The organism is Streptomyces sp. NPDC047974 (genome assembly GCF_040653375.1).
Classification (GTDB): domain Bacteria; phylum Actinomycetota; class Actinomycetes; order Streptomycetales; family Streptomycetaceae; genus Streptomyces.
In genome coordinates this window covers 65,264-89,696 of record NZ_JBEZNU010000012.1, presented here as the reverse complement: position 1 = coordinate 89,696, position 24,433 = coordinate 65,264, and the positions used below count along the sequence as shown (strand labels likewise).

General features: G+C 72.8%; 18 protein-coding genes. 14 read left to right on the top strand and 4 right to left on the bottom strand.

Features of this window, described 5'->3' with window-relative positions; genetic code table 11:
- Positions 1 to 154: 154 nt before the first annotated feature.
- On the bottom strand, positions 155 to 1,027 hold the full coding sequence (locus AB0E19_RS18810; protein WP_362180932.1) for a menaquinone biosynthesis protein: 873 nt from the start codon (positions 1,025 to 1,027) through the stop codon (positions 155 to 157).
- A gap of 282 nt (positions 1,028 to 1,309) precedes the next feature.
- Between AB0E19_RS18810 and AB0E19_RS18805 the strand changes: the two genes are divergently transcribed.
- On the top strand, positions 1,310 to 1,513 hold the full coding sequence (locus tag AB0E19_RS18805; RefSeq protein WP_043227793.1) for a cold-shock protein: 204 nt from the start codon (positions 1,310 to 1,312) through the stop codon (positions 1,511 to 1,513).
- Between the two features lie 107 nt (positions 1,514 to 1,620).
- Here AB0E19_RS18805 and AB0E19_RS18800 read toward each other — a convergent pair whose 3' ends face one another.
- Positions 1,621 to 2,481, bottom strand: a complete 861-nt coding sequence (locus AB0E19_RS18800) for a M23 family metallopeptidase (protein WP_362180928.1) — start codon at positions 2,479 to 2,481, stop codon at positions 1,621 to 1,623.
- Positions 2,482 to 2,609: 128 nt separating this feature from the next.
- Between AB0E19_RS18800 and AB0E19_RS18795 the strand changes: the two genes are divergently transcribed.
- The 10 genes from AB0E19_RS18795 to AB0E19_RS18750 all read left to right on the top strand — a co-directional run bounded on the left by AB0E19_RS18795 (position 2,610) and on the right by AB0E19_RS18750 (position 21,101).
- On the top strand, positions 2,610 to 3,020 hold the full coding sequence (locus tag AB0E19_RS18795; RefSeq protein WP_362180925.1) for a DUF1992 domain-containing protein: 411 nt from the start codon (positions 2,610 to 2,612) through the stop codon (positions 3,018 to 3,020).
- Positions 3,020 to 3,529 (top strand): DUF664 domain-containing protein, encoded by a 510-nt coding sequence (locus AB0E19_RS18790; protein WP_362180922.1) that lies wholly within the window; start codon positions 3,020 to 3,022, stop codon positions 3,527 to 3,529. Before AB0E19_RS18795 ends, AB0E19_RS18790 begins: the two co-directional genes overlap by 1 nt.
- 518 nt (positions 3,530 to 4,047) lie before the next feature.
- A complete protein-coding gene (locus tag AB0E19_RS18785; RefSeq protein WP_362180919.1) occupies positions 4,048 to 5,844 on the top strand; it encodes a VCBS repeat-containing protein in 1,797 nt (598 codons plus the stop codon).
- A 180-nt stretch (positions 5,845 to 6,024) separates the two neighbouring features.
- Positions 6,025 to 8,241, top strand: coding sequence for a VCBS repeat-containing protein (locus AB0E19_RS18780; protein WP_362180916.1), 2,217 nt, complete (start codon positions 6,025 to 6,027; stop codon positions 8,239 to 8,241).
- Between the two features lie 37 nt (positions 8,242 to 8,278).
- Positions 8,279 to 10,462, top strand: a complete 2,184-nt coding sequence (locus tag AB0E19_RS18775) for a VCBS repeat-containing protein (protein ID WP_362180913.1) — start codon at positions 8,279 to 8,281, stop codon at positions 10,460 to 10,462.
- A 72-nt stretch (positions 10,463 to 10,534) separates the two neighbouring features.
- Positions 10,535 to 12,805: an FG-GAP-like repeat-containing protein gene (locus AB0E19_RS18770; protein ID WP_362180910.1), complete on the top strand. Its 2,271-nt coding sequence runs from the start codon at positions 10,535 to 10,537 to the stop codon at positions 12,803 to 12,805.
- Positions 12,806 to 12,923: 118 nt separating this feature from the next.
- Positions 12,924 to 15,041, top strand: a complete 2,118-nt coding sequence (locus tag AB0E19_RS18765; RefSeq protein ID WP_362180908.1) for a hypothetical protein — start codon at positions 12,924 to 12,926, stop codon at positions 15,039 to 15,041.
- A 46-nt stretch (positions 15,042 to 15,087) separates the two neighbouring features.
- Positions 15,088 to 16,347, top strand: a complete 1,260-nt coding sequence (locus AB0E19_RS18760) for a VCBS repeat-containing protein (RefSeq protein ID WP_362180905.1) — start codon at positions 15,088 to 15,090, stop codon at positions 16,345 to 16,347.
- A gap of 89 nt (positions 16,348 to 16,436) precedes the next feature.
- The gene (locus AB0E19_RS18755; RefSeq protein ID WP_362180902.1) at positions 16,437 to 18,641 is read left to right on the top strand and encodes a VCBS repeat-containing protein; all 2,205 of its coding nucleotides are present in this window, start codon (positions 16,437 to 16,439) and stop codon (positions 18,639 to 18,641) included.
- A 195-nt stretch (positions 18,642 to 18,836) separates the two neighbouring features.
- Positions 18,837 to 21,101, top strand: coding sequence for a VCBS repeat-containing protein (locus AB0E19_RS18750; protein ID WP_362180899.1), 2,265 nt, complete (start codon positions 18,837 to 18,839; stop codon positions 21,099 to 21,101).
- 3 nt (positions 21,102 to 21,104) lie between these two features.
- Here the strand turns inward: AB0E19_RS18750 and AB0E19_RS18745 are convergent, their stop codons facing one another.
- Positions 21,105 to 21,521: an ATP-binding protein gene (locus AB0E19_RS18745; protein WP_362180896.1), complete on the bottom strand. Its 417-nt coding sequence runs from the start codon at positions 21,519 to 21,521 to the stop codon at positions 21,105 to 21,107.
- A 91-nt stretch (positions 21,522 to 21,612) separates the two neighbouring features.
- Here AB0E19_RS18745 and AB0E19_RS18740 point away from each other — a divergent pair, with 91 nt between their 5' ends.
- Positions 21,613 to 22,476, top strand: a complete 864-nt coding sequence (locus AB0E19_RS18740; protein WP_362180893.1) for a helix-turn-helix transcriptional regulator — start codon at positions 21,613 to 21,615, stop codon at positions 22,474 to 22,476.
- Positions 22,473 to 22,718, top strand: a complete 246-nt coding sequence (locus AB0E19_RS18735) for a DUF397 domain-containing protein (protein WP_362180891.1) — start codon at positions 22,473 to 22,475, stop codon at positions 22,716 to 22,718. Before AB0E19_RS18740 ends, AB0E19_RS18735 begins: the two co-directional genes overlap by 4 nt.
- Here AB0E19_RS18735 and AB0E19_RS18730 read toward each other — a convergent pair.
- Positions 22,702 to 23,067, bottom strand: a complete 366-nt coding sequence (locus AB0E19_RS18730) for a hypothetical protein (protein WP_362180888.1) — start codon at positions 23,065 to 23,067, stop codon at positions 22,702 to 22,704. The two genes, AB0E19_RS18735 and AB0E19_RS18730, sit on opposite strands and share 17 nt — an antisense overlap.
- 173 nt (positions 23,068 to 23,240) lie before the next feature.
- Here AB0E19_RS18730 and AB0E19_RS18725 point away from each other — a divergent pair.
- Positions 23,241 to 24,433 (top strand): serine/threonine-protein kinase (locus AB0E19_RS18725; protein WP_362180885.1); only part of this gene is annotated, 1,193 nt, incomplete at its 3' end.

Genomic DNA, 24,433 nt, shown 5'->3' with positions numbered 1-24,433 from the left:
GCGGGACCGGGCCGGGGTCCGTGCCCGCGTGAATTTCCGGTGAACGCTCAATTGCGCGATTCCCGTGGGAGGAATGGGAGCGCGCGCCGCGGACGCCGGGCGGGAATTGCCGGGGTGAATTGCCCGGGGTGGCGGAGTGCCCCGGGCGGGGTTCCTATTCCGGCGGCAGCAGATCGACGGCGACGTCCGCCGGAAAGCCGGTCGTGGGTCCGGTGCGGCGGGCGAACTCCCTTACTCCGGCGAGTTGCTCGGGGCCGAAGCGGAAGTCGAGCGTGCGGAAGTACCGTTCGAGCAGTTCCGCGTCGAATGCCTCCCAGCGGGCCGCCTGTTCCGCCACCTTGGTGACCTCGTCGAGGGAGAGGTCGCGGGAGGCGAGGAAGGCCCGGTGGACGTCGTGGACGGTCTCCGGCTCGCGCGCCAGGTAGTCCTTGCGGGCCGCCCAGACGGCGAAGACGAAGGGCAGCCCCGTCCACTCCTTCCACATGAGGCCGAGGTCGTGGACCTGGAGCCCGAGCCGGGGCGCGTCGTGCAGCGAGGCCCGCAGGGCGGCGTCGCCGATGAGCACCGCCGCCTCGGCCTCCTGCATCATCAGCCCCAGGTCGGGCGGGCAGGTGTAGTACGCCGGCTCGACCCCGTACCGCTCCGCGAGCAGCAGCTGGGCCAGCCGGACCGAGGTGCGGGAGGTGGAGCCGAGGGCCACGCGGGCGCCGTCCAGCTCCTCCAGGGGGCGCTGGGAGACGATCACGCAGGACATGACGGGACCGTCGCAGCCGACCGCGATGTCGGGGAGGGCGACGAGCTCGCCGGCGTTGCGGAGGTACTCGACGAGGGTGATGGGGCCGATGTCCAGATCGCCCCGGACGAGCCGCTCGCTCAGCTTCTCCGGGGTGTCCTTGGTCAGCTCCAGGTCGAGGAGCGTCCCGGTCCTGGCGAGGCCCCAGTAGAGGGGCAGGCAGTTCAGGAACTGGATGTGCCCGACCCGGGGCCGGCTGCGCGGGCTCTCGCCGTTCTCGTTTGCATGGTCCACATCGCGAGGCTAGCCCCGTCTCGTACGGTGGACATCGGCGGGGCACACCGGGACGGATCGGGTCGTCGCTTCAGCGCGTGAGAGATCGGATCAAACATGAGAGTGACGTGATCTTTCCCTCTATCGCTGCGTGCACACTGCGTGCTACGCTCGACGCAAGTTGCAGTTTGGTTTCCCTTGCAGTACAGAGCCTGCGGAGCATGTGACCCGCAGGCTTTTGTAGTTTTCAGACTTGTTTGCAGGTTCTGGAGCAGGGCGACCCTTTGGCCCATAGGAGGGCTCATGGCTACCGGAACCGTCAAGTGGTTCAACGCTGAAAAGGGCTTTGGCTTCATCGCCCAGGAAGGCGGCGGCCCGGATGTCTTCGTCCACTACTCCGCGATCAACGCGAACGGCTTCCGTTCGCTTGAGGAGAACCAGCAGGTGAGCTTCGACGTCACGCAGGGCCCGAAGGGTCCGCAGGCGGAGAACGTCACCACGATCTGAACGCCGTAGTGGCGATCTCGATCTTCTAGAGCAGTACCCAAGGAGCCCCGCTCCGTGCCGCAGGTGCGGCACGAGCGGGGCTCCTGCCCGTTTCGCTCCGGGACGGCTCAGCAGGTGGGGATCACGGTGCCGTTGTTGTCGCGTGCCTCGTCGTTGCCCCAGCGGGAGAGGTAGTACGCCGAGACGTACGCGCCGTAGCCGTTCTTGCCGGAGTAGACGGTGTCCAGGTCGGTGCGGAGCCACCAGTGGTTGTAGTTGCCGGAGGCGTCGCGGATCTCCTGGCCCCAGACCTTGCAGTAGACGTAGTTCGTGCCGGCGTTCAGGACGCCCTGGGGGTCGTTCGTGTTGGCGGCGGCGTAGCCGGTGGCGTTGGCGAAGGTGTCCACCCAGTACTTTCCGCCGCCCCCGCCCGAGCAGCCGTTGTCGCTGGTCAGGTGCTTGGAGCCGTACGAGCCCGGGTAGGGCGCGAGGGAGACCCCGTTGATCACGATGGTCTGGCCGACGCCGTTGTAGAGCTGCTCGTAGTGGATGTGGGCGCCGGAGCTGTTGCCGGTGGAGCCGGTGGTGCCGATCTGCTGGCCCTGGGCGACGGCGGCGCCGTTCGCGACCGAGTAGGCGTTCAGGTGGAAGTAGTACGTCTTCCAGCCGCCGCCGTGGTCGACCACGATGTAGTTCCCGGCGCCGGAGGGCTGCGCGTAGCGGTAGGCGGTGCCGGAGGCCGAGGCCAGGACGGGGGCGCCGGCGGTGGCGCCGCCGTCGGAGCGGACGAAGTCCAGGGCCTGGCGGACCTCGGCCGAATGGTGGCTGTACGTCCATTTCTGGCCACAGGGGAACGGGGCCTTGAAGAGCGGCGCGGCGTGCGCGGTGCCGGCCGTGCCGAGGACCGTGAGCAGCCCGGCGAGCAGGGCGAGCAGGGCGCCGACAGCGGGGATCCGGGCGGCGGTCTTCGTCGTACGCAGGTGACGCATGCGTCCTCCGGGACGTGAGGTGGCAGGGGTTTACGCGCGTTGACCGACCACAGGGTGCCGGAAGACCGGCCGCCGCAGTAGACGGCGTTCACCACATGCGACCCGGCCCCGATACGTACGCTGGACACATGACCGAACGGAAACCGCCCGGTGTCAGCTTCGAGTCCTTCGTCGACAAGCAGATCCGGGAGGCGGCCGAGCGCGGCGAGTTCCGCCGTCTCTCCGGCTTCGGAAAGCCCCTCCCCGACGACACCGCGCCCTACGACGAGCTGTGGTGGATCAAGCAGAAGATGCACCGCGAGGGCATGGCGGCGCTGCCGGCCGCCCTCCGGCTGCGCAAGGAGGCCGAGGAGGCGGCGGAGGCGGTCGCGGCGGCCGTCTCGGAGGCCCAGGTCCGGCGGATCCTCGGCGAGATCAACACCAAGATCGCGGAAGCCCTGCGCCGCCCGCCGGCCGGACCGCCGCTCCGTCTGACGCCCTTCGACGTCGAGGCGGAGCTGGCCCGGTGGCGGGAGGCGCGCGACCCCAAGGGGGCGTGATGAACAGTGCCGGTCTGCTGCTCGACTCCTTCGGCAGGATCCGGGAGGCCGTCCACGAGGCCGTGAAGGGCCTCGGCGAGGACGACCTCGCCGCCCGGATCGACCCGGACGCCAACTCGATCGCCTGGCTCGTCTGGCACCTCACCCGCATCCAGGACGACCATCTGGCGGGCGCCTACGGGACGGAGCAGCTGTGGCGCTCCGACGGCTGGCGGGACCGCTTCGGCCTGCCGTTCCCGCCGTCCGCGACCGGTTACGGCCATACGTCCGCGCAGGTCGGAGCCGTACGGGCGTCGGCGGAGCTGCTGCTCGGCTACCACGACGCCGTCCACGACCGGACGGCCACGCTCCTCGCCCCCGTCACGAACGCGGACCTGGACCGGGTCGTCGACACCGCCTGGGACCCGCCGGTCACCCTCGGCGTCCGGCTGGTCTCGGTGATCGCGGAGGACCTCCAGCACGCGGGGCAGGCGGCGTACGTGCGGGGGGTGGTGGAGCGGCGGGGCTGACGCGAGCCTCCCGGCGGCGCGGACGACCTTCGGTCCCGCCCGGCTGTCCGACCGATCGGCCCGCACCGGTGTGCGGGCCGATCGGCTGCCTCGGGCCGGTGGCCGACGGCGCCCTCCCGGGGGGGGCGCGTACGCCCTCGTCTCCTGACCGCCGGGGCCGGTGACGCGGCCGAGGGCGGGCTCGCGGGCGTACAGCCCTTTCCGCGGGCGTACAACCCTTTCCGTCCACCAGGAGTCAACCTCCCGTCCCCTCACGGCAGTACGGCTGCCGATCGGCTCCTGGAGGACCCTTGTCCATCGCCCGCAGCAGAGGTCGGCCCGGCGGCGGCAGAGGCCGACCCGACCAGGAAGGCCACGCCCCTCTTCAAGGTCCCGTGGCATCCGGACCGCGCGACGTACGACCTCCACGGCTGATCCGTCGTCCTTCCCGTACGGCCTTCCCGTACGGCCTTCCGCCCGACCGGAACGTCCGACCGGCACGGCACGTCCGTGCCCGGTCCTCTCCCCGGAGGTCTCCCTTGCACTACCGCACCGCCACCACCCGGCTCGCCACCGCCGTCGCCGCGGTCCTGGCGCTGACCACCGGCGCGGGCGTGCTCACCGCGCCCGCCGTGCTCGCCGCGCCGGCGGCGACCGCGTCGGCCGGTTCGACGACCGTGGGCCCGGTCCGCTCGATCCCGCCCGGCACCGTACTGCGCGGCGCGGGCGCGCAGGGCTTCATCGTCTACCTCGACCCCCGCGACCGCGACTACGGCGTTTTCCGCTGGATCCCGTACGCGGGCGGCAGCCACCGGGACTACACCTTCGTGTACTTCGAGGGGATCACCACGGCCTCCGGCGACATGGTGGTCCGGTCGGAGGACGGGTACTACGGGTCGGCCCGGAACATGGCGACGGGGGAGGGCTTCGGCGCGGAGCCGCTGCCCGACACCCTGGACGCCGAATACGCGGGCACCGCCGGTTCGGCCCTCGTCCAGCGCGGCACGGGCGGCCGCCTGTGGATCGACACGAAGGACGCCGCTCCCCGCCTGATCACGGGGCTGCCCGAGGGGGCCGTGTACGACGCAGTGCGCCCGGGCACCGACGCGCTCGGGCTGCTCGACCACCGGACCGCCGCCGGGGAGCAGCGGGTCGGGATCCTCGATCTGGCCACCGCGACCGTCAAGGAGACGTACGCGCGCGTGGAGGCCGTCTCGGCGACCCGGGTGGCGTGGACCGAGCCGGCCACCTCCACCACCCCGCGCCGCGTGGTGGTCCGCGACCGGGCCACCGGGGCGGACACCGTCGTCCCCGTGACCTCCACGACCGCCTCCCTTCCGCTCGGGCTGCTCGGCGACTGGCTCCTGTACGGGGGCTCGGCCCGGCACCTGAAGACCGGCGAGACGGTCGCCCTCTTCCAGCGCGCGGACACCGTGCTCGCCGCGCCCGACGGCACGGCCGTCGTCGTCCAGGGCAGCCGGGCGGGGACGGCCGGTGTCCACCGGGTCGCCCTCGACGCGCTCGGCAGGCCCGTCGTCGCGCTCCTGGCGCGCAGCGCCGCTCCCGGCGCGTTCGTCCACGACGTCGACGCCGACGGCTACCCGGACCTGCTCGGCCGGGACGCCTCGGGGACGCTGTGGCGGGACAGCGCCCACGACGGCCGGAGCCGGGCGTCCGTGAGCACCGGCTGGGGGACGTACAACAAGATCGAGGTCGTCGGCGACGCCGTCGGAGCCGGTTTCTCCGCGGACGTCGTCGCGCGGGACACGGCCGGCGTCCTCTGGCTGCACGAGTCCGACGGCAAGGGCGGGTTCCACCCCCGGACGAGGGTCGGCGGCGGCTGGCAGACGTACGACAAGCTCGCCGGCGGCAGCGACCTGACCGGGGACGGCAGCCCCGACCTCGTCGCCATCGACACGGCCGGCCGGCTCTTCCTCTACGAGGGCACCCGGCAGGTCGGCACCCCCTACAAGCCGCGCAGGCAGATCGGCACCGGGTGGGGCATCTACGACCGGCTCACCGCCGTCGGCGACATCGGCGGCGCGGCGGGCGGCGACCTCGTCGCCCGCGACAGGGCCGGCGTGCTGTGGCTCTACCTCGGCAAGGGCGACGGCACCTACGCCGCCCGCAAGCAGATCGGCGGCGGCTGGCAGGTGTACGGCCGGCTGGTCGGGGCGGGGGACGTCGACCACGACGGCCGGAACGACCTCCTCGCCCACGACCCGGCCTCCCACCGGGTCTACCTGTACAGCGGCACCGGGGACTGGCGTCGGCCCTTCCGCGCGAAGGCGCTCACGGACCTCCTCGCGGGTGCCGTGTACAACCACGTCGCCTGAGCCCGCCCGCACTCCGCCCGCACCCCTCCCGAACCTCGTCCGAACCTCGTCCGAACGAGAAACGAACGGTGAGCGGCGAGTCGCAGGGCGACTCGTACAACCACTCGATCCCCTCGTGAGTCTGACCGGGCACGGCACGTACGCACGTGCCGTGCCCGGTCTTCCTCGTGGGGGTTTCACTTGCTGCACCGCACCGTCGGCTCCGCCCGTCTCGCCACCGCCGTCGCCGCCGTCCTCGCCGTGACGTCGCTCGGCGCCGGTGTCCTGGCCGGCGCGCCGAGCGCCTTCGCGGCCGCGCCGGCCGCGGTCGCCGCCGGCGCGGCCGAGCAGACCGGGTCCCTGCCCGTCCTGCCGGAGGGCGCCGACCTCGGGGGCGTCTCGCCCGCCGGTTTCCTCACGTACTCCTTCGACCGCGACGGCAGCAGGAAGCTGCTGTGGACGCCGTTCGACGGAGGCGCCCCGACGCCGCTGGGCGAGCCCGAGGGATGGAGCCTCGGCGGCGGTGACGTGGTCGTCCTCGGCAATGCCGGCTGGACCGCCGAGATGACCGCGCTGACCCTGCGGAACATGGCCGATCCCGCCGCCCCCGCCGTCGACATCGACCTCGCCCCGCTGAACGGCCGCTACGTCGCCGTCGCCGGCCCGGACAGCGTGCTCGCGCAGCTGACGACCGCCGAGGGCGCGACGGAGCTCCACGTCGTGACCAAGCAGGGCGCCGAGACGACCCACCGGAAGGTCGAGGGCCTGCCGGCGGACGCCACCGAGTTCCTGGCCTCCGACGTCCAGGACGGCACCGCGCTCGTCGGGTACGCGACGGGGCCGGAGGGCGCCAGGACCGGCGGCCGGGCCGTCGTCGACGTGGCGGCCGGGACGGTGTCGGAGACGTACGAGTCCGCCGAGTCCGGCTACGACTTCAGCTCGCTGCAGTTCTCCGACTCCCACGTGGCCTGGCTCGACTACGACAGCGCCTCCGGCCTGTACATCACCTCGGTCGACCGGGCGACGAAGGAGCGGAGGAAGACCGTCCTCGGCGCCCGGGACAGCGAGGCCTACGCCGGACTCGCCGGCTCCTGGCTGGTGTACGGCGACCCCACGAAGCCCGTGACGGCGCTCGACCTGACCACCGGCGAGACCCGCGAGCTCGCCCCCCGGGGGTCCGCGGCGGCGCCCCTCGGCGACGGCACCCTGATCCTGCGGGGCGAGACGACCGCCGACGGCAAGGGCCTGTTCAGGGTCGCGCCGGCGGCCGACGGCACCTTCGCCCTCACCAAGGTGGCGGGCCCGGCGGTGCCGCTGTCCTTCGGCCTGGCCGAGGTCCCGAACGGCGTGGTGCAGCTGGACAGGACCGGCGGCCGGGTCGTGATGGCCTGGACCCTGTCCCGGCGCGACGCGTACATCGACGTCAAGCTCGTCCACCGGACCACCGGCAGGACGTACGCCGAGCGCCTGCAGGCTCCCGCCACCGGCACCCGCTTCCTCTTCGAGTGGAACGCGGTGGCCGGGAACAGGGACGCGCCGAACGGCGACTACGACATGGAGGCCAAGGCCGTCCTCCTCGACGGCAGCGCGGCCCCGGTCACCTTCCAGGGCGTCCTGAGCATCGGCCGCGACGCCAACCCGCACGACTTCACCGGCAACGGTTCCACCGATGTCCTCGCCCGCGACGCCAACGGCGTCCTGTGGCGCGACGACCTGTGGGACAAGCCGGTGGACGGCGTGACGAAGCCGTCCGAGCGCGTCGAGATCGGCGGCGGGTGGAACACGTACAAGCACATCGAGGCCGTCGGAAGCCTCGGCGGCATTCCCCACGGCGACCTGGTCGCCGTCGACGGCACCGGCATGCTCTGGACCTACCTCGGCATGGGCGACGGCACCTTCGGCCGGCGCGCCCAGGTGGGCGGCGGCTGGCAGATCTACGACAAGATCACCGGCGGGTCCGACCTGAACGGCGACGGGCGCGCCGACCTCGTCGCCACCGACACCTCCGGCGTCCTGTGGTTCTACGCGGGCACCGACGAGACGGCGAAGCCCTACAAGCCGCGCGTGAAGGTCGGCGGCGGCTGGCAGATCTACAACCAGATCACCGCCGTCGGCAACATCGCCGGCGCCTCCGGCGGCGACCTCGTCGCCCGCGACAAGGACGGCGTCCTCTGGCTCTACCTCGGCAAGGGCGACGGCACCTTCACCGCACGCCGCCAGATCGGCGGCGGCTGGCAGAAGTTCAGCCAGCTCGTCGGCGCCGGGGACGTCGACAACGACGGCCGCCCCGACCTGATCGCCTACGGAGCCGGCGGCACGTACGTGTACCGCTCCAACGGGACGGTCACCTCCCCCTTCACCCGGCAGTCGACCTCGCTGTACGCGGGCGAGGGCACCACGTTCACCAGCGTCTCCTGACGCCTTCCCCGATCACCGCCCCAAGGAGACAGCAGCCTTGTACCGCACCCGCACCCGCACCACCCGGCTCCGGCTGACCACCTCCGTCGCGGCCGTCCTCGCCGCGACGCTCGGTGCCGGCACGCTCGCCGCCCCGGCGGCGACCGCCGCCGACGCACCCGCCCCCGCCCCGCGCGAGGGTGTCCTGACGGTCCCGCACCACGCCGACGCCATCGGCGCCGGCGCGGCCGGGTTCTTCGTGGAGAACGCCTACAGCAGCGAGGAAGAGGCCTGGGTCCGGTACTCCGACGGCGCCCGGACGGCGCTCACCGGCATCTGGCAGGACACGGTCTTCGGCGACACCGTGCTCCGCTGCACCCTCCCGGACGCCACGGTGCAGAACGTGGCCACGGGTGCCACGGTCCTCACCGTCCCCGTGCAGACCGGCGAGACCTGCGGCGGGTTCACGGGCACGGCCGTGTTCCTCACCTCCTGGGGAAGCGCGCAGAAGCTGCGCATGTACACCGCGGAGCACGGCAGCCGCCCGGTGACCGGCATCCCGGCCGGCTCCACGTACATGCGGGTGACGCCGGGCACGGCCACCCACGCCCTGCTCAGCTACACGGCGCCCGACGGCGTCGAGCACCGGGGCACGATCGACCTCGCCACCGCCTCCGTCGCGGTGGACCACGCGGCGCCGCTCGCCACCAGGTCGGGCCTCGCGCTCTCCGCCACGCACCTCGCCTGGAACGAGTACGACCCGGCGACGCGCACGGCGCAGGTGGTGGCGCGCGCCCTCGCCGACGGCACGAAGAAGACCTTCCCGGCCGCCAGGAACAGCCTCGTCGCCTTCCTCGGCGACCGGCTCGTCCACTCCTATCCGGACGGCAGCCGGGCGCTCGCCCCGTCGCCGCTGCTCGCCCTGAACATCGTGGACCTGAAGACCGGCGGCACGACGCGGCTGCTCGACCACGTCCGGGCGATCACCCCCGCCCCCGACGGCGGCCTGCTGGTCAGCGGCGGCGAGATCGGCACCGGCGACGGCGTCTTCCACGTCTCGGCCGGCGCGGACGGCACGCCGACGGCCCGCCTGACGGCGGTCGGCGACTACCCCGCCGAGCTCGCGGAGGTGAGCGCCCCCGCCCTGCCCTCCGGGACGATCGACCTGGACTGGGAGTGGGCACACGTCCCCTTCACGCAGTACTTCAACCACCAGGGCGTGAAGTACAGCTGGACCATCACGCACACCCGCACCGGAAAGACGCACAAGAAGGAGCAGCTCTTCGAGGACGGGGGCGCCGACGGCCGCTTCCCGCACGGCATCCCGATGGGATACCAGTGGAACGCCGACCTCAACTCGGGGAACGCCACCGATCCGAAGGGGTCCCTCGCCGCCTACAACGGCGCGTACACCTGGGAGTCGACCGCCGTGTCCGGCGGCGGCTTCGGGGCGCCGATCAAGCGGTCCGGCTCGTTCACGCTGAAGCGCGCGCCGCGTCAGCACGACTTCGACGACAACGGCTCCTCCGACCTGCTGGCCCGGGACGCCTCCGGTGTCCTGCGGACGCACGACGCCGGGGCGGTGGGCGGCGGCTGGCAGATCTACGACCGGATCGAGGCCACCGGCAACATCGCCGGCACCACCCACGCCGACCTCGTCGCCCGCGACAAGGCGGGCGTCCTCTGGCTGTACCAGGGCAACGGCCGCGGCGGCTTCCTCGGCCGGGTGAAGGTCGGCGGCGGCTGGCAGACGTACGAACACATCGCCGGCGGCTCCGACTTCACCGGCGACGGCCGCCCCGACCTCGTGGCCGCCGACAGGACGGGAGCCCTGTACCTGTACCGGGCCACCGGCAACGTCGACGCCCCCTTCGCCGCCCGCAAGAAGGTCGGCGGCGGCTGGCAGGTCTACAACCAGCTCGTCGGCACCGGCAACATCGCCGGCGCCGCCCACGGCGACCTCCTCGCCCGCGACAAGGACGGCGTCCTCTGGATGTACCTCGGCAAGGGCGACGGCACCTTCACCGCCCGCACCAAGGTCGGCTCGGGCTTCGGCCGCTACGGCGAACTGGTCGGCGCCGGGCGGTTCGACCGCGACGGGTCGAACGACCTCCTCGCCCACGAGCCGTCCACCGGGAAGACGTACTACTTCCGGGGCCTGCGCAAGCGGGAGGCGCCGTTCGACCTGACGCGCATCCCCACCGGACAGTTCACGGGCGGGTCGTACAACCTCTTCTCCTGAGCCGCGGCACCGCCCGCCGCCCGGTTCGAGACCGACATGCCCGACCACCCGATCCCGTTCCAGGAGGAATGCGTGACGTCCACCCGTCCCACCCCCCGCCGCAGGCTCGGCGCCGCCGTCGCCGCCGTCCTCTCCGTGACCCTCGGCGCGGGCGCGCTGGCGGTGGCCCCCGCGGCCACGGCGGCGCCGGCCACCGGGTTCGCCGCCGAGGCCGCGACGGACGAGCCGGCGGCGATCCCCGGCGACCACTGGGTCCTCGGCGGTGGCGAGGAGGGCTTCTTCTCGATCGACGGCGGCTCCTACGGCGGCCAGGACCCGACCTTCGGCAGGCTGACCTGGACGCGGTACGCGGACAACGCCGTGAAGGAGTACGACCTGATCGGGACGGACTCCCGGCCCATGGTCTCCGGGGACGTCGGTGCGGTCGTCCGGTACGACGAGAAGACCGTCGTCCTCCTCGACGCGGCCGAGGGCACCTCCACCGCCCTGGAGCTCGACGGCTCCACGTACGACGCCGTCGACCCCCTGAAGATCGCCGGCAAGGGCCTGCTCGCCCGGACCCGTACCGGCGCCGTCCAGTACTACACGGCGGCCGAGGGTTCCCGGACGGTCACCGGCCTCCCGGGGACGTACGCGTCCCCCGAGGTGGAGGCCTCGACGGACTCCCACGCCGTGGTCCGCACCAAGGACGGGGCCGGAGCGTTCGTCTGGGCGCTCGTGGACCTGGCGGCGGCGAAGGTCGTGCGGACCTACCCCGTCCCGCCCGGCGCGGAGAACCTCGCGCTCTCCGACACGCGGATGGCGTGGGCCGAGCGCCGGGCGGACGGCACCACCTGGGCGGTCGTCCAGGACCGGGCCACCGGCAGGACCACCTCCGTGTCGCTCGGCCCGTACGCCGGTCACCGCCACGTCCAGGTGGCCCTGGCCGGCGACTGGCTGCTGTCCGGCAGCCCCGGCGGCATCGACGCGACCGCCCCTTCCGAGCTCCACGCGCTGACCGCCCGCCAGGTGTCGGCCACCGGCGCCGTCGGCCCGGCGGTCCGCCTGCTCGACCACTTCCAGGACGCGGTGGCCTTCGAGGACTTCAACCCGCTGGGCCTGGTGGTCCGGGGCGGCAGCGTCGCCGCCGGGGGCGAGGGCGTCTACCGGATCGTCCCCGGCGCGGACGGCGTGCCCCGGGCCGTGCCGGAGGCGTCCACCGGCGAGCCCACCGGGGTGCGCACCGGCTCCACCGTCCTCCCCTACCGGGGCGAGACCCTCCGCCCGGACGCCGTGCCCGGCGGCGCCCCCACCCGCTTCGCCTTCACGGTGAACCGGTGCGACGTGAAGGTCGACGCGGTGCTCCGGCACAGCTCCGGGAAGACGCTCCGGAAGACCTGGACCGCCGCCACCCGCCCGAACGCGTGGGACCCGTGCCCCAACGGCGTCACCTTCGACTGGGAGCACTACCTGGACGCGGGTACCGACCGCTACACCGGTGCCCCCGGCGGCAGCTACACCGCCACCTTCACCTTCACGCCGAAGAACGGCATCGGCACGGCGGCGACGGTCTCGGGCGGCTTCACGGTCGAACGCGCCAAGGGACAGCACGACTTCGACCGCAACGCCGACCCGGACTTCTTCGGCCGCGACGCCTCCGGCGTCCTGTGGGCCGACAGCACCGTCATGACGAACAAGGGCGAGCTGAACGCCCCGACGCGGCGGATCGGCGGCGGCTGGCAGGCGTACGACCGGATCGAGAGCGCCGGCGGCCAGACGCTGGTGGCCCGCGACAGGACCGGGATGCTCTGGTACTACCCGGGTGACGGCAACGGCGGGACGGGCACCCGAAAGGCGGTCGGCGGCGGCTGGCAGGTGTACGACAAGCTCGCCGGCGGCAGCGACCTGAACGGCGACGGGAAGGCCGACCTGCTCGCCGCCGACAAGGCGGGCGTGCTCTGGTACTACAAGGGCACCGGCGACAGCGCGGCGCCCTTCACGGGGAAGACCCGGATCGGCGGCGGCTGGGGGAAGTTCAACCACCTCACGGCGGTCGGCGACCTCGCCGGGGGCACGGGCGGCGACCTCGTCGCCCGCGACACGGACGGCGTCCTCTGGCTCTACCTCGGCAAGGGCGACGGCACCTTCACCGCCCCCACCCTGATCGGCGGCGGCTGGAACGCCTACACGGAGCTCGTCGCGGGCGGCGACGCCAACCACAACGGCAAGGCCGACCTGTTCGCGTACGACGCCCGCGAGAAGAAGGTCTACTTCTACGGCGGCACCGGCGACCGGACCCGCCCCTTCGTGACCAGGAAGGCGACCACGGTCTTCACGGGCAACGCCTACGACGGCCTCGCCTGACCCGTCCCCCTGCCGGAACGGACCCGCAACCGTACAACCATTCGATCTCCTCGGCGGTCTTGTGGGTGCGCCCGTCTCGGCCGCACCCGCAAGATCGCGTTCACCTGGAGGTCACCACGTGTCCCGTGTCCGTTCGAACCGACTCCGGCTGACCGCCGCCGCCCTCACCGCCGCGGCCGTGACCGGCACCCTGCTGGCCGCCCCGGCGGCCGTCGCCGCGCCGCCCGCCGCGCCCGTCGCCGCGCTCCCGGCGGCCGACCGGGACGTCGCCCCCTTCCCCAAGGAGGGCAAGCTCGTCAGCGCCGGGAAGACCGGCTTCCTGTACCAGACGGGCGTGGCCGAGGCGCCGTTCGCCTGGAGGGGCTACGACGGCACCGTCACCCCGCTGACCGGTGGCGGGTACGTCGGCGCCGCCGGGTCCGACATGATCGCCCAGGACGGCCCCGACGACACGCTCCTCCTGCGTGACATGGGCTCGAACGCCGAGCCCGTCGTCATGAAGGGCACCGGCACGCTCATGGGCGTCGCCGGCTCGACGCTCGTGATGGTCGACGCGAACGGGGTCTACCTGCTGGACAGGGTCGGCGACCAGGACGTCCGCCGCGACATCGCCGGTCTTCCGGCGGGGGCCGGCCACTTCCAGGGGCCCATCGGCGCCGAGACGTTCACCGTGACCAACCTGACCAGCAGCCTCTACCTGGTGGACATCGCCTCGGCCAAGGTGATCGCCAGTGCCACCGCCGACAACACCATTCTGGGCTTCGACGACGTCGCCGGTTCGAAGACCCACCTCGCCTGGTACGACTGGACGCCGGCGGACGACGGCGGCCACTTCCACCTCCTCGACGTGGCGACGGGCACGTCCCGGATCCTGGCGGAGGGCGGCGCCGCCTCCGATCCCGCCTTCTCGAAGGACTGGCTGGCCTTCCGCACCTGGAGCGGGATCAGCAAGGGCAACCCGCTCACCCTCTACTCGCTGACCGACGGCCGGCGCCAGTCCGTCCTCGACCGCGCCGACGAGGTGCGGACCGCCGCCGACGGCTCGTTCCTGGTGAAGGGCGCCCTCGCGCGCGAGGAGGGCGTCTACCGGGTGAGCGTCGACGCGGACGGCAAGCCCGTCGCGCAGCTCGTGGCGAGCAGCGGACGGCTCCCGGACCTCGCCCTGGTGAGCCAGAACGTGCCCGGCACCTTCACGCTCGACGAGCCGTACGACACCCAGAACCTGTCCTGGACGTTCACCCACCCGGTGTCGGGAAACCTCACGCTGGTCCACACCGCCACCGGCCGCGAGTACACCCGGTCCTCCTCCTCGAACAGCCCGACGCTCTCCATCCTCCTGAGGAACGATGACCAGGACGGCATGGGTCTCTACAGCGGCGCGTACACGTGGAAGCTGACGGCGACCGAGGTGTACGACGTCGGCCCGGACGTCGAGCTGTCCGGCTCCTTCACCGTCGAGCGCCCGACGGCCGCCCGCGACCACGACGAGAACGGCGTCGCGGACGTCCTCGTGCGCGACCCCGACGGCACGCTGAAGGCGTTCGACACCAAGCAGCTGCACGGCATCCCCGACTACTGGGACCGGCCGCTGGAGCCGACCGTCCTGCACACCGGGTGGAACACGTACACCCTGATGGCCTCGCCCTCCGAGCGCACGATCGTGGGCCGCGACCGTGACGGCGTGCTGTGGATGCACCAGGGCGCCGGCCAGAAGCTGCTGCCGCGCACGAAGGTCGGCGGCGGCTGGCAGGTCTACAACAAGATCACCGGCGGCTCCGACCTCAACGCCGACGGCCGGGGCGACCTCCTCGCCACCGACACCGCCGGCGTCCTGTGGTTCTACGCCTCCACCGGCGACACCACGACCCCCTTCAAGCCGCGCGTCAAGATCGGCGGCGGGTGGCAGCAGTACAACCTCCTCACCGCCCCCGGCGACATCGCCGGAGCCACCGGCGGCGACCTCCTCGCCCGCGACACCGCCGGCGTCCTCTGGCTCTACCTCGGCAAGGGCGACGGCACCTTCACCGCCCGCCGCCAGATCGGCGGCGGCTGGCAGCAGTTCACCCACCTCGCCCCCTTCGGCGACCAGAACAAGGACGGCCGGGTGGACCTCTACGCCATCGGCGCCACCACGGGCCGCTACTACGCCACCTGGAACTCGGTGGACACCCCCTTCAAGCCGGGCGTCACGCTCCACCACCAGCGGACCGTGATCGGCTCCGGCGTCGTCTTCTGACCGGCGCCCTCTCCCGCCGTTCCCCCAGCCCACCGAAAGGACCGACGTGAACGCGCACACCTCAAGGCGCCGCCTGGCCGCCGCCGTCCTCACCGCCGCCGGCGTCACCGGCACGCTGCTCACCGCCCCGGCGGCCTGGGCCGCGCCCGCGCCCACCCCCGCGACGGCCGCGGGGGCGGCGACCGGGGACCTCGTGGTGACGCGCATGGAGATGCCCACGGTCATCGACTTCGACGAGCCGGGCGACCTGGCGCCCATGGTCTGGGAGTTCGACCGGCCGGTGACGATCCGCCAGTTCGAGCTGTACCACTCCGGCACCTCCGGTCACATGTGGGCCCTCAGGACCAGCGTCGAGCCCTCCTCCAGCCACCGCTTCGAGCTGCCCAGTTACACCTCGAAGCGCATGTCGCCCCTCGCGGGCGAGTACACCTGGAAGATGACCGCCTACGACGCGGCCGACCCCGAGAAGTCCGTCGTCCGGGAGGGCGGGTTCACCCTCAACCGGCCGCCGGCGCCGCGCGACTACGACGCCAACAGCGTCCCCGACGTCCTCATGCAGTCCGCGGGCGGGGGGATGACCGCGTACGACACCGAGATGCTGCGCCGGCAGAAGGCGGGCTCGAAGGATCCGTGGTACGAGTTCCCGACCGGGCTGTCCGGCCCGGACTGGCGCCAGTACACGCTGGCGGCGGCCCCGGGCGACCTCGGCGGCTCCGGCGCGCCCGACGTCGTCGGGCGTGACGGCGACGGCGTGCTGTGGCTGCACCAGGGCGAGGGCCAGAAGCTGCTGCCGCGCACGAAGGTGGGCGGCGGCTGGCAGGTCTACAACAAGATCACCGGCGGCTCGGACCTGAACAACGACGGCCGGGGTGACCTGCTCGCGACCGACACCGCCGGCGTCCTGTGGTTCTACGCCTCCACCGGCGACGCCACGGCCCCCTTCAAGCCCCGCGTCAAGATCGGCGGCGGGTGGCAGATCTACAACCTCCTCACCGCCCCCGGGAACATCGCCGGAGCCGCCGGCGGCGACCTCCTCGCCCGCGACAAGGACGGCGTCCTCTGGCTCTACCTCGGCAAGGGCGACGGCACCTTCACCGCCCGCCGCCAGATCGGCGGCGGCTGGCAGCGGTTCACCCACCTCGCCGGACTCGGCGACCAGAACCGGGACGGCCGGGTGGACCTGTACGGCATCGGCGCCGCCGGATCCCGGTACTACCCGACCACGGGCCTCGTGGACGCCCCCTACGGCACCCCCGAGGAACTGGACCTGGACAACGCCGCCGGGACGTACGTGCACGTCCTCTGACGCGGACGTACAACCTTTCGATCTCCTCAGGAGTCATGCGGGCGTGGCGTGTCGCGCCACGCCCGCACTCCTGGGGAGGAACGTCTCCGTTGTCCCGTAACGCCCGTTCAGCCGCCGTCGCCGTCGCCCTCGTGCTCGCCGTGACGGCCGGCGGCGCCTCCGTCGCCCCCGCCGTGGCGGCACCCGCCGCGACCGGCCCGTCGGCGACCGCCGACCTTCCCCGGCAGCAGGCCGTGCGCGTGCCCGAGGACGGGCTCCTGCGCGGCGGCGGCCCGTCCGGCTTCCTGACCGTCCACGAGCAGGCGCGCGACCGCTTCACCTGGACCCGGTACGCGGACGGCTCCACCGTCGAGCTGCCGGCCGGCACGTACCGGGGCTCCGTCGACAGCGACGTCGTCGTGAAGCAGAACGGCCCCACCGCCTACGAGCTGCACGACATGGCCACGGGCACCGCGCCCGTCGCCGTCGACACCTCCTCCCTCGGCCCCGCCTCCGAGCTCCTCAGGGTGGTCGGGAAGACCCTCGTCATGACGGTCGAGAACGCCTCCGGCGGCACGGGCCTGCACCTGGTCTCCGTCGACGGGGACCGGGTCGCCTTCCACAAGGTCGAAGGCCTCCCCGCGGACGCCGACCTCGTCTCCTGGGGCCTGTCCGTGCCCGGCGTCTTCGCCCTCGGGTACACCCACACGGTCGACGGGACGCTCCGCAAGCGCCTCGTCGTCGTCGACCTGGCCACCGGCACGATCGTGGACGAGCGCGCCGTGCCCGCCTCCGCCGCGAGCGTCAACGCCTCCGCCACCCACACGGTCTGGTCCGAGAAGGACGCGCAGGGGCGGCTGACCGTGGTCTCGGCCCGCCGCGGGGAGACCGCCACGGTCCGGACCCCGGTCACGGGCACCTACGTCGACGTCACGGTGAGGGGCGACTGGGTCACGTACACCCGTACCGGCGGGGCCGAGGCCACCGAGCCGAACCCGCTGTACGCGATGATGGCCCGCCCGCTCGCGGGCGGGGACGCGATCAAGGTCATGGACAGCACGACGACCGTCCACTACGGCTCCGACGCGGTCCAGGGCGGCACCCTCGCGCACGGCGAGGGCGTCTACCGGATCGCCCCCGGCGCGGACGGCCGACCGGTCGCGACGCTGCGCGCGAGCAGCGGTCTGGCCACCGCGCTGACGCTGGCGTACGAGTCGGTCCCCGCCACCCTGAGCTTCCGTACGGACGCGCCGCAGCCGAGCCTGATCTGGCACGTCGGCCGGAACAACGCGATGGCGACCGTCGACCTCGTCCACAAGGCGACCGGCAAGCGGTGGACGTCGGGCCCTGGCTACGTCAACGGGGACGTGGGGCTCACCGCCGCCACCTGGGACGGTGTCTTCCCCGACTGGTCCGCCGCCCGCAACGGCGCCTACACCTGGACGCTGACCGCCAAACCCCGCAACGGCATCGGCCCCGACCTCGTCCGGACCGGCACCCTCACCGTCGACAGCGGCACCGCCCCGCACGACTACTCGGACAGCGGCGCCCCGGACCTCCTGGTCCGCAACGGCGAGGGCCGGCTGCTGTCGTACGACTTCCGGCAGATCCTCAGCCAGTACCTCCACGTGCCCGAGCGGACCGACCACGGCGGCGGCTGGAACACCTACGACCGGGTCGTCTCCACCGGCGACGTCGCCGGCTCCCGCTTCGCCGACGTGGTGGGCCGCGACCGCTCCGGCGTCCTCTGGTTCTACCAGGGCACCGGCACCTCGCTCGCCCGCCGGGTCCAGGTCGGCGGCGGCTGGCAGACCTACGACAAGATCACCGCCGGCTCCGACCTGACCGGCGACGGCCGCGCCGACCTGGTCGCGGCCGACAAGTCCGGCGTCCTGTGGCTGTACCGGTCCACCGGCAACGCCACGAAGCCCTTCGCGCCCCGCGTCCGGATCGGCGGAGGCTGGCAGACGTACGACCGGATCACCGCGACCGGCAACATCGCGGGGGCCAAGGGCGGCGACCTCGTCGCCCGTGACCGGGACGGCGTCCTCTGGCTGTACCTCGGGAAGGGCGACGGCACCTTCACCGCTCGCTCCCGCGTCGGCGGTGGCTGGCAGGAGTACGACGAGATCGTCGGCATCGGCGACGCCGACCGGGACGGCCGCGCCGACCTGCTCGTCGACGGGAAGGCGCTGTACCGGGGCTGGTCGCTCTCCTTCTACAAGGGCACGGGCGACGCCCGGGCCCCCTTCGCCCCGCGGAGGAAGCTGACGACCGAGAACACCTTCACCGACGACAACGGGCTGGTCTTCTGAGAAGGCGGCGGAACCCCCGGACCTGACGGACTACCGCGTTCTTCGGTCCGGGGCACAACCCCCGGGGCACCTCGTGAGTCATGCGGGCGTGGCGTGCCGCCCCCGCCGCGCCCGCAACCTGCCTGAAGGGAGGCTTCGTTGAACCGTTCGCTCGCGGCGCCTCCCCCTCCCCCGCTCCCTGAGAGGCATCCTTCCTTGGCCCACCCCGGATCCACCACACCCCGCCGTCTCGGCGCGGTCGTCGCCGTCGTCCTGATGGCCACCGCCGGCCCCGCCGTCCTCCCCGCCGGCGCCGCCACCGGCACCGGCTCCCTGCCCGTCGCCGCGCCCGCGGCGACGGCGGACGTCACGGCGCCCGTCCTCAAGCCCGGCGACAGGGTCCTGGGCATGGGCCGGACCGGGTTCCTGAGCCAGGACGCGGACGACTTCACCCTCCGGCGCTGGACCCGCCTGGCCGACGGGGCGGTGACCACCGTCCCGTACAAGCCCCGCATCTACCTCTCCCACGACTCGGACATCGCCGTCCTCCAGAACGGTGCCACCACCACCCTGAGGGACCTGGCCACGGGCACGGACCTCTTCTCGGTGCCAGTGGACTGGGACCGGTACGCGGGAGCCGTCGGCTCCCACCTCTTCGTCCGGGCCGACCTCTCGGGCCACGGCCCCCTGCACGTCTACTCCCCCGGCACGGACGGACCGGTGCGCCGGACGGTGGCCGGACTGCCCGCGGACGCGTCCGATCCGCACACGGTGGCGGGCGCCGGCGGCGAGGCGCTGGTGAGCTACCTCACGGGTGAGGGCACGACAGCGGTCGCCCGTCACCTGGCGATCGTGGACCTCGCCTCCGCCGCCGTCACCTCCTCCCGCCGGGTCCTGGCCGGAGGCTCGATCGAGGAACGCGACTACGCCCTCTCCGCCGGGCACGTCGCCTGGACCGAGTACGAGTCGGGTGTGGGCACGAGCGTCGTCGTCCTCGACCGGTCCACCCAGAAGGTTCAGCGCTTCCCGATGCCCGGATCGGGGAGACTGCTCATCGGCCTCGTCGGGGACTGGGTCACCTACTCCCGGCCCGGAGGGCTGCTGGCGGAGGAAGCGGGCCCGCTCATCCCGCTGACCGCCCGCAGCCTCACCGGCACCACCACGCGCAAGCTCCTCGACCACACGGTGTCCGGCTTCGGTACCGCCGGTGACGCGCACGGCTTCGTCGGCGGCACCGTGGCCGGCGGCGAGGGCCTCTACCGCGTCGCGCCCGGCACGGACGGCGTCCCGACCGCCACCCGGCTCGCCGCGACGGGCGAGCCGACGCAGGTCACGCTGCTCCGCCAGGACGTCCCCACGGCGGTGGACCTCGACCGCACCGGCGGCAAGCTCCCCATGTCCTGGGAACTCAGCCGGACCAACGTCAACATGTGGGTCACCCTCCGCAACACCCGCACAGGCGAGTCGATCACGGAGTACGTCGAGCAGCCGGCGCCGAGCAAGGATCCGCAGCCGTCCCGGTTCGACTGGAACGGCACGCTCAACTGGCAGGGAACCCCCAACTTCTGGACCTCCGCCTCCCCCGGCCCGTACACCTGGGAGATCAGGGCGAGCCCGCTCAACCACGTCGGGCCCACACTGAAGGCCTCCGGTTCCTTCACGGTCACCCGCAAGACCGGCGCACACGACTACGACAGCGACGGCTCCCCGGACGTCCTGGCCCGCGACGAGTCCGGCAACTTGTGGCTCCAGGACGTCCACCATGGCCCAGGCTGGAAGTACACCAACCAGAACCCGGAGTCGCTCGTCGGCGGCGGCTGGCAGGCGTACGACCGGATCGAGGCCGCCGGAAACGTCGCGGGCGCCGCCGCCCCCGAGATCGTCGCCCGCGACCGCAGCGGGGTGCTCTGGCTGTACCAGGGCACCGGCAACGGCAAGGCTCCTTTCGCCACCCGCACCCGGATCGGCGGCGGGTGGCAGGCGTACACCCTCCTGACGGGCGGCAGCGACCTCACGGGCGACGGCCGCCCCGACCTGGTCGCCACCGACGGGTCCGGCCGCCTCTGGCTGTACCGGAGCACGGGCTCCGCCACCGAGCCCTTCGCCGCCCGCCGGCTGATCGGGAGCGGCGGCTGGCAGACGTACGACCGGATCACCGCGACCGGTAACCTCGCGGGCGCCGCCCACGGCGACCTCGTCGCCCGCGACCGCGCCGGCGTCCTCTGGCTGTACCTCGGCAAGGGCGACGGCACCTTCGCCGCCCGGACCCGCGTCGGCGGCGGCTGGCAGCGCTACGACGACCTGATCGGCTCCGGCGACGTGGACCGGGACGGCAAGCCCGACCTGTACGCGCCCGACGTCAACGACGCCATCCCGTCACCGTTCCTCTACCGGGGCACGGGCGCGTGGCAGGGGCCGTTCCGCCCCGGCGAGGGAGTGGACCTCGTCCAGGACAGCGTTCGGTTCGACCTCTTCGCCTGACCCCTAGCGGCGCGGGACCGTCGCCCAGACCGTCTTGCCGACCGTCCGGTCCCTGACGCCCCACGCCGTCGCGAGGGTGGCCACGAGCAGCAGCCCGTAGCCACCCCCGTCCGGCTCCCGGGACGGTGACGGCCGGCACTCGCCGCGCGCGTCCGACAGCTCCACCCGTACGTGCCCGCCCTCCCGCTCCATCCGCAGCTCGAAGTCCCGCCCCGGCACCCGCCCGTGCCGCACCGCGTTGTTCGCCAGCTCGGCCACCACCAGCTCCGCCGCCTCCGCCGCGGGCCCCGCGAGCCCCCACGCCCGCAGCTGGTGCGCCGCAAGGAGCCGGGCCAGGCGCGCGCCCCGGGGCGTGGGCGTCAGACGGAGCGCGAACTCCGGCGCGTACTCACTTGTTGGAGTGGTGATTTCGGGCTTCATGACACCGAGAGTGGAGCCCGCGACCTACGCTGAACAGCAGCGACGCCACGACGCTGGGTAACTGTACGGGTACGCCAAGAGGGCGGTACGGATGTCGGGGAAAAACGAGGAGCGGCCTGAGAAGCCCTCCGAAGTGGACGGTACGGCGCACTTGTTCAAGGCGCTGGGGAAAATCATCAAGGTCCTACGCACGAACGCGGGCCTGAGCCAGGCGCAGCTCGCCACGATCACCCACTGCAGCGAGGACCTGATCTCCGCGATCGAGCGGGGCGTGCGGACGCCGCAGCCGGATTTCCTGCTGCTCGCGGATGGGGCGCTGGGGGGTACGGGGGTGCTGACGGCGGCGGTGGAGGACACCGAGAAGGCGATCTCGCGGGCGCGGACGCGGCACCCGGACTGGTTCCAGAGCTTCGCGAAGGAGGAGGCGCGGGCGCTGGCCGCGCACTACTACGAGGTGCAGGCGGTACCGGGCGTCCTCCAGACGCCCGCGTACGCGCGGTCGCTGTTCGAGCACCGTCGCCCCATGCTTGACGAGGAGACGATCGAGAAGCGGATCGCCGACCGTATCTCGCGCCAAGTGCTCTTCGAGCGCTGGCCGGCGCCCACGCTCACCTTCCTACTGGAAGCAGCAGTCCTGCTCCGCCCCTTCGGCGGGCGGGAGGTCCACCGCGAGCAGTTGCAGCGCATCCTGGAGATCGGCCAGAGGCGGACCGTCCAGCTCCAGATCCTGTCGCTCGACGGCGAGGAGCACCCCTATCTGGACGGCGCCTTCACCCTGCTGACGCCGCCGGGGCGGCGGGAGGTCGCGTACACCGAGATCTACGGGCACGCGCGCCTCATCACCGACCCGGAAGAGGTTCGCCAGCACTCCGAGCGTTATGGAATCCTGCGCTCACAGGCGCTCTCCAAACGGGAGTCCCTGACCTGGATCGAGAAACTGCTGGGAGAACGATGAGCACCGCGGATCTGGCCTGGTTCAAGAGCAGCTACAGCGACGCCTCCGGCGGCAACTGCATCGAAATCGCCTACGACTGGCGAAAGTCGAGCTACAGCAGCTCCGAAGGCGGCAACTGCGTCGAGGTGGCCGCCCATCCCACCCTCGTCCACGTCCGTGACTCCAAGGTCCCCCACGGCCCCCAGCTCGCCGTCGCCCCGGCGGCCTGGGCCGCCTTCGTCGGGGTCACCGCCCAGGCGTAGACGCGCCGCCGCCCCTTCCGAGAGCCTCCCTGAGCGTCGGCCAGGGGGGCTTTCCGGTGTCCAGGGTGTCGAGGACGACGTCCAGCAGCTCGCCCGGGAGGGTCTCCTTGTGGCTGACGACGTCCACGACGGGGATCAGGACGACCGCGTCCGGGTCCAGGCGGGTGTCGAGGACGCCGTACGGGACCGGGAGGACCTCGATCCAGTCGTTGCCGTGCTCGTCGGTGACGGACATGGGGTTCAGGCGCAGGACGGGGTGCTGGAGGCCGAGGCGGATGCTGAAGAGGCGGCGGGAGGGCGGTTTCGTCTTGCGGTAGCCGTAGACGATGTCGCCGGGCGCGGGTCGCATGGGTTCAGGGTCGGGGGCGGTGGTGGCGGAGGGAAGAACTCCGGGCGTCCGCCACGCCCCTTCACAGGACCTTCAACCACAGCCGGGTAACAACGCCTTGACGGCGATTCAGATGGTCGTCGCACTGGGCTACCCTGTGGCCCATGCAGGGGGAATTGGAAAACGACTCTAGTTTGGCCGGGAGCGGAGCGATACCGCTCGATGCGGACGATCCGCGCCGCATCGGCGCGTTCCGCCTGCTCGGAGTGCTCGGCTCCGGCGGGATGGGCCGCGTGTACCTGGGCGCGGTCCCGGGGACGTACGCGGCCGTGAAGAGGGTCCTGCCCTCACTCGCGGAGGACAAGGACTTCCTCAGCCACTTCGGGCACGAACTCGACAACCTGGCGCGGCTGCCCGGCGGGGCGAGCACGAAGCTGCTCGCGAGCGACCGGCTGGCGAAGCCGCCGTGGTTCGCGACCGAGTTCATCCCGGGCGTGACGCTCAACGACGCGCTGCGGCTCAACGGCGGGCCGCTGCCGGTGGAGGCGCTGTGGCGGCTGCTGCGGGAGGCGGCGGCGGGGCTGCGGACGGTGCACACGGCGGAGATGGTGCACCGGGACCTCAAGCCGTCGAACGTGATGCTCACCGGGGACGGGCTCTCGCTCATCGACTTCGGCGTGGCGCGGGCGGCGGACCAGAGCCGGCTGACCAAGACCGGCATGATCATCGGGACGCCCGCCTACATGGCGCCCGAGCAGGCCGTCGCGGACAAGGTGCTGACGGGCGCGGCGGACGTCTTCGCGCTCGGCAGCCTCGTGCTGTACGCGGCGAACGGGCGGCCGCCGTTCGGGGACGGCTCCGGGCACGACCTGCTATACCGGGTGGTGCACGGGGAGCCGGACTTCGGGCGGCTGCCGGACGTCGACCCGGACCTCGCGGACCTGGTCCGTACGTGCCTCGCGAAGGACCCGGCGGACCGTCCGACGGCCACCGAGCTCGTCGGGCACGCGGACGCGCGCGCGGCGGGGGTCGCGTGGCCGGAGGCGATCGCCGCCCGGATCGCCGAGCGGACCGCCTTCGCGGCCGGCGCGCCGACCGCCGAGGCGCTGGCCGAGCTGGAGGCCGCCGATCCGTCGAAGGACGTGGACACGGCCCCGCTGACCCCGCAGACCCCGGCGACGGATCCCGCGTACGTGCTCGCGGGAAAGCAGCCGGGCGGCAGGGAGCGCAAGCGGCGCAACCGGCTCGTCATGCTGGCCGTGCCGGTCGTGATCACCACGGGTACGACGCTGACGCTGACCCTGGGGCCGTACGAGATCGGCAAGGCGGGCGCGGACGGGCGGCCCTCCGCCTCGCCCACCGCCGTGCTCTCCCCGACGGGCCCGCA